Annotated in this window: 5 protein-coding genes; all 5 read right to left on the reverse strand. The window is 33.3% G+C overall.

The annotated features are described in order from the left end of the window. Positions 1-485: 485 nt before the first annotated feature. The 5 genes from guaB to OEW74_RS19445 all read right to left on the reverse strand — a co-directional run bounded on the left by guaB (position 486) and on the right by OEW74_RS19445 (position 5,068). Positions 486-1,946 (reverse strand): IMP dehydrogenase, encoded by a 1,461-nt coding sequence (gene guaB, locus OEW74_RS19425; protein ID WP_265430052.1) that lies wholly within the window; start codon positions 1,944-1,946, stop codon positions 486-488. A gap of 148 nt (positions 1,947-2,094) precedes the next feature. Beyond that, positions 2,095-2,595 carry a DUF4252 domain-containing protein gene (locus OEW74_RS19430; RefSeq protein ID WP_265430053.1) on the reverse strand — a complete coding sequence of 167 codons (501 nt, stop codon included), beginning with the start codon at positions 2,593-2,595 and terminating at the stop codon, positions 2,095-2,097. 12 nt (positions 2,596-2,607) lie between these two features. Then, the gene (locus OEW74_RS19435; protein ID WP_265430055.1) at positions 2,608-3,861 is read right to left on the reverse strand and encodes a DUF4252 domain-containing protein; all 1,254 of its coding nucleotides are present in this window, start codon (positions 3,859-3,861) and stop codon (positions 2,608-2,610) included. 54 nt (positions 3,862-3,915) lie between these two features. Continuing rightward, positions 3,916-4,584, reverse strand: coding sequence for a hypothetical protein (locus OEW74_RS19440; RefSeq protein WP_265430056.1), 669 nt, complete (start codon positions 4,582-4,584; stop codon positions 3,916-3,918). Beyond that, positions 4,559-5,068 (reverse strand): RNA polymerase sigma factor, encoded by a 510-nt coding sequence (locus tag OEW74_RS19445; RefSeq protein WP_265430057.1) that lies wholly within the window; start codon positions 5,066-5,068, stop codon positions 4,559-4,561. Before OEW74_RS19445 ends, OEW74_RS19440 begins: the two co-directional genes overlap by 26 nt. Positions 5,069-5,236: the final 168 nt, after the last annotated feature.

The following is a 5,236-nucleotide window of genomic DNA, read 5'->3' on the forward strand; positions in this document are numbered from 1 at the left end:
CTCAGTGATGAAAAAAAAATTAGATTGTATTTATTCGATGAGCCTATAAAAAGGCTCTCGGGTAAATACTAAAAAAAAAGAAAACACAAAGAATGAAAATCTGATTTCAATAGAGGTGAAAACTCAGTGATGAAAAAATTTAGATTGTTTTTACTCGATGAGCCTATAAAAAGGCTCTCGGGTCAATACTAAAAAAAAAGAAAACACAAAGAATGAAAATCTGATTTCAATAGAGGTGAAAACTCAGTGATGAAAAAAATTAGATTGTTTTTACTCGATGAGCCTATAAAAAGGCTCTCGGGTAAATACTAAAAAAGAAAACACAATGATAATTTAAAACACAAATGATGAAAAATTTTGTATTCGGAGAGCCAAAAAGCTCAATGATGAATGCATCAATTTTCACTGGCTCTTTTCATATTTAATTTTTGGTTCAAAAAAATACCTCCGAATTCTCGGAGGTATTTTATGTATATCTTAATTTATTATAAAGAATAATTCGGAGCTTCCTGAGTGATAATCACATCATGTGGGTGAGATTCCTTCAAACCGCTTCCTGTAATCATTACCATTTTAGTTTCAGTTTGTAAAGCTTCAACATCTTTAGCACCACAATATCCCATTCCTGCTCTAAGACCTCCTGTTAATTGGAAAATAACATCTTCCAATTTACCTTTACTTGGAACTCTTCCTTCAATTCCTTCAGGAACGAATTTTTTAGCCTCACTTTGGAAATATCTTTCTTTACCACCTCTTTTCATTGCAGAAAGACTTCCCATACCTTGGTAAGTTTTAAATTTTCTACCTTGGAAAATAATTTCTTCACCCGGAGCTTCATCAGTTCCAGCTAAAAGAGATCCCAACATTACCGCTCCTGCTCCACTTGCAATTGCTTTCACGATATCTCCTGAAAGTTTAATTCCACCATCAGCAATTACCGCAACATTTTTAGTTTTAGCATATTCGTAAACGTTGTAAATAGCAGACAATTGAGGAACTCCAACTCCCGCAACAACTCTTGTTGTACAGATAGAACCAGGACCAACACCTACTTTCAGAACATTTGCTCCAGCTTTAATTAAATCTTCAGCAGCTTCAGCGGTTACAATGTTTCCACCAACGATATCTAAATCCGGATATTTGCTTCTGATTTCTGAGATTTTATCTAACACTCCTTTAGAATGTCCGTGAGCAGAATCAATCCCGATAATATCAACTCCGGCTTTTACTAAAGCTTCAATTCTGTCTAAAGTATCTTCACCTACTCCAACTCCAGCTCCAACGATCAAACGACCGTTTTCGTCTTTGTTGGCATTCGGATATTCCAATTGATTATCGATATCTTTAATCGTAATTAAACCTACCAATTTATTGTTTTCGTCTACAATCGGAAGTTTTTCAACACGACCTTTCAGTAAAATTTCTTTCGCTTTCTCTAAGTTGGTGTTTTTATCAGAAGTGATCAGATTTTCTTTCGTCATGATCTCTTCCACTTTCATATCAAGATTTTCCTGATATTTTACATCTCTGTTGGTGATAATTCCGATCAAAGTATTTTCTGCATCTACAACCGGAAGACCAGAAATTTTATATTTTGCCATCGTTTCTTTAGCTTCAGCCAAAGTATGATCTTTAGAAAGCGTTACAGGATCAGAGATCATTCCGTTTTCAGAACGTTTTACTCTGTTTACCTGAGCAGCCTGTTCGGCAATCGTCATATTTTTATGAATAAAACCCAAACCACCAACTCTTGCCAAAGCAATCGCCAAATCAGCCTCTGTAACGGTATCCATTGCTGCGGAAACAATCGGAACATTAAGCGTAATTTTATCGGTAAGTCTTGATTTTAATGAAACCTGGTTAGGTAAAACTTCAGAATAAGCAGGGACTAGAAGCACGTCATCGAAAGTGATGGCTGTCTCTACAATTTTGTTATGAATAGACATCTTTACTTTCTTGCAAAATTAAGTCTTTTTGCTGGAATATGAAAATGCTTTTAAATAGTTTAAATAAAACTTAATAATACATGATATAAATCGAAAAAAGTCACCTAAAACAGTGACTTTACAAAATTAAATATGGTTAAATATGAAGTTACTTATCTGATGCAATGTTGATCATTTTAGAAATATCATCTGCCGTAAAGTTGCCTTTAACATCTAAAAACACCATGTCTTTTTTTGAATTTACGGTAATCAGCATATTATTGATTGTCTCACCTTTTTGTTTTACTCTGATGTTTACATTATCGCCATCATGTTTTATGGTTGCCCAATCTTCGTAATTATTATCTTTAAGATAATTGGCATAATCTTTCAACATTTTTTCGCTTCCGTTGGCAACAGTCATCATTTTTATTTTTGAAACTTTCTTTACCATTGCAATGGCAGCTTCACTTTCTCCTTCTTCTCTCAACGCTTTTTTGATATAAGGTTTCGCTAAAAACAACGGCACATTAAAACTTGCAAATTGCGCATCCTCGGAATCATACTTTGATTTTGAGAAAAAATCGATATTTGGTTTGCTCGAAACAATACAAGATTGTAGCAAGAATAAAGCACAACAAACGAGAAAAATATTTTTTAAGATTTTCATGGCTAACGATTTTTAGTTGATTTGACTTAGACTTGCTGCAGATGATTTGCTAATATTTGAATCAATTCTTGGATTTCCTTTATATCGTACAGATCCTGCAGAAGAAGCTTTTACGGTCAATTTATCTTTGGCATTTACAGAAGCACTACTTCCGGACGTAGATTCTACAACCCCAACATTAGCTCTTAGCTGATCGGTTTTGCATGAAGCTCCGCTGCTTGCGTCGATTGCTATGTATTCAGCATTTCCTTCTAAAGTTACGCTTGAACCGCTTGAACTTTTTACTAAAACTTTATCTGAACTGATGGAAGCTTTTATATTCGAACCAGAACTTGCCTCAAGATTTGATGTTCCAGAAATTTGAAATTTTCCAACAACCGCAGATCCAGAAGATGCATCCAAAGTCATCTCTTTTCCACTAATTTGATTCACTATTGTAAAATTGGAGCCTGAAGAAGCCTTAATTCTTTCCATTTTTGGGGAAGAAACATTGATGCTTAGATTTTTAAATCTTAAATTTTTTGTTCCTTTATTATCAATATAAACCTTCAAAACACCATTTTCAACTTTTGTAATCACATTAGTAAGTTTATCGGCATCCGCAAAAACCTTTACACTTGTATTACTTTCTTGTGTAAAAATCACTTTTACTCCTGTACTTACATCGATTCCTGAAAATTGTCCCACATTTCTGTTTTCTCCGTTAAGATAAGAAGATGTATTCTCTGATGCAAAGCTGTTGGTTACCGAAGTTCTTGTTGTAGTAGTTTTTGTTTCGCTGGAATTAATAATTTTATTCACATCATCCATAGAAAGCTTTCCATCAAGCATTACCAGAATATTTTCTCCACCACCACTATCAATACTTAAAAGCATATCATCTAGCGTTCCGTCACTTTTTGTTTCTGCTGAAAGAAATTTAATTCTGCTTCCTCCGTTTTTCACAGACATAATTTCATTGTAATTCAAATTATTTAGATACGATGAAATTTCTTTGTTTACATTGGCAAGCTCACCTCTTGTTCCTTCTGTAATCAAAACTTTAAGCCCATCAATCTTTGAAAGCAAAGGTTTAATTTGGTCTAATTCTGCATCTGCAATATTTAAATTACTAAGCATTCCAAACATTGGTTTAGCAATCTTAATAGAAGTTACCCCTTCAACATCCTGATATTTATCAAAAAGTTGGTTCAATTTATTTTTCTGTCCGTACACATTAAAGAAATGAGACAGCACAAGAGTACATATAATTAATAATTTTTTCATGAGTTCAGTTTAAATTTAATTGATTATAAGCCTGATCAGTTGCATAATCTGTTGTTAATAATCTACGTTATCCATCACTTTCGGAGCCAATGCCTGATTGACATTGTTGGCTACAACCTGGAATGAAAATTTTGTTATATTGATAGCTTCTTCCATGTTTTCGATACGCTTTCCGTTGACGATAACATAAGAATCTTTATATCCTGTGGAATCTTTTAATGTTTGATTTTTCAATACTGAATTGTAAACATATCTCGGTTTAGATTCTTTTTTAATTCTACTTTTTTTAGAGAGAATTTCATCTAAAACATCTTTTTCAGCAATTGAATTTTCTACAAAAATTGAATCTTGCTTTGGTCCCGAAACAGAATCGGTAATATGAACGGCAACCTGCGAATTGGGATTATGATTTTCGTTAATAAAATCATTTTTCTGTTTCTGAATTTCGTTTTCAACCAATTTTGCCTGATCTGCAACCTCTCCGTTCTGATTATAGTTAAATAAAAAACCAACACTTAAAAGTATCACTGCACTTGCAGCCATCCAAAACCATTTTGGAAGCGAAGGCTTTTTACTTTGAATAGGAATTATTGGTGCTTCAACGGCAGAAATATCATTTCCTTCTGCTTTCTGAAGAAAATCTTCAAAATCCCAATTCATTTTTTCTTCCTTTAAACTTTGGAAGACTTCGTTATATTTATCTTGAAATTTGTCGTTGCTCATAGCTCATCAATTGTGAGATTTGTTCTTTTACTTTTTGTCTTGCGCGCATCAGATTTACTCTTACTGCGTTTTCTTCCATTTCCAATATTTCAGAAATTTCAGACACTTCATACTCTTCTACATCTTTCAGGTGAATCACCGTTTTCTGTTTCTCCGGAAGCTGGTTGATAAAACCTATGATCTGGTCTTTCAGATTATTCACATCCATACTATAGAGTTCCGAACGGTGAAGCTGCATATCTGCGAAACCTAATTTCACATCGTGATGTTTCAATCGATTGAGACATTCATTTCTTACAGATTTTAAAGCATAGGATTTAAAATTTCCGAACTGCACCAGTTCATCTTTTTTCTGCCAGAATTTAATCATCAAATCTTGTACTACATCTTCAGCTTCATCGCTACTCATAACAAACCTTTTTGCAAAACGGAACATCTCATCTCTGAGAATAAATACCGTATTCTTAAAAGTTTCTTGAGTCATAAGTTTCGTTCTATAGGTAAGACAATCTGAAATTGAAAAATATTACACTAAAAATAAAAAAACTTCAAAATAATTTCTGAAGTTTCATTTTTATGTCGAAAAAGTGAATTTTAAACCATTAAGATTTAGAGCCTGTTTAAAAAAGAATAATAAAAAAGAGTAAGGGCT

The organism is Chryseobacterium sp. YIM B08800 (assembly GCF_026163565.1).
GTDB lineage: Bacteria > Bacteroidota > Bacteroidia > Flavobacteriales > Weeksellaceae > Chryseobacterium.

What these genes read in the sequence shown, in the direction of transcription:
- OEW74_RS19430 (WP_265430053.1), bottom strand. Translation starts at nt 2,595, where the DNA reads ATGAAAATCTTAAAAAATATTTTTCTCGTTTGTTGTGCTTTATTCTTG.
- OEW74_RS19445 (WP_265430057.1), bottom strand. Translation starts at nt 5,068, where the DNA reads ATGACTCAAGAAACTTTTAAGAATACGGTATTTATTCTCAGAGATGAG.
- OEW74_RS19435 (WP_265430055.1), bottom strand. Translation starts at nt 3,861, where the DNA reads ATGAAAAAATTATTAATTATATGTACTCTTGTGCTGTCTCATTTCTTT.
- OEW74_RS19440 (WP_265430056.1), bottom strand. Translation starts at nt 4,584, where the DNA reads ATGAGCAACGACAAATTTCAAGATAAATATAACGAAGTCTTCCAAAGT.
- guaB (WP_265430052.1), bottom strand. Translation starts at nt 1,946, where the DNA reads ATGTCTATTCATAACAAAATTGTAGAGACAGCCATCACTTTCGATGAC.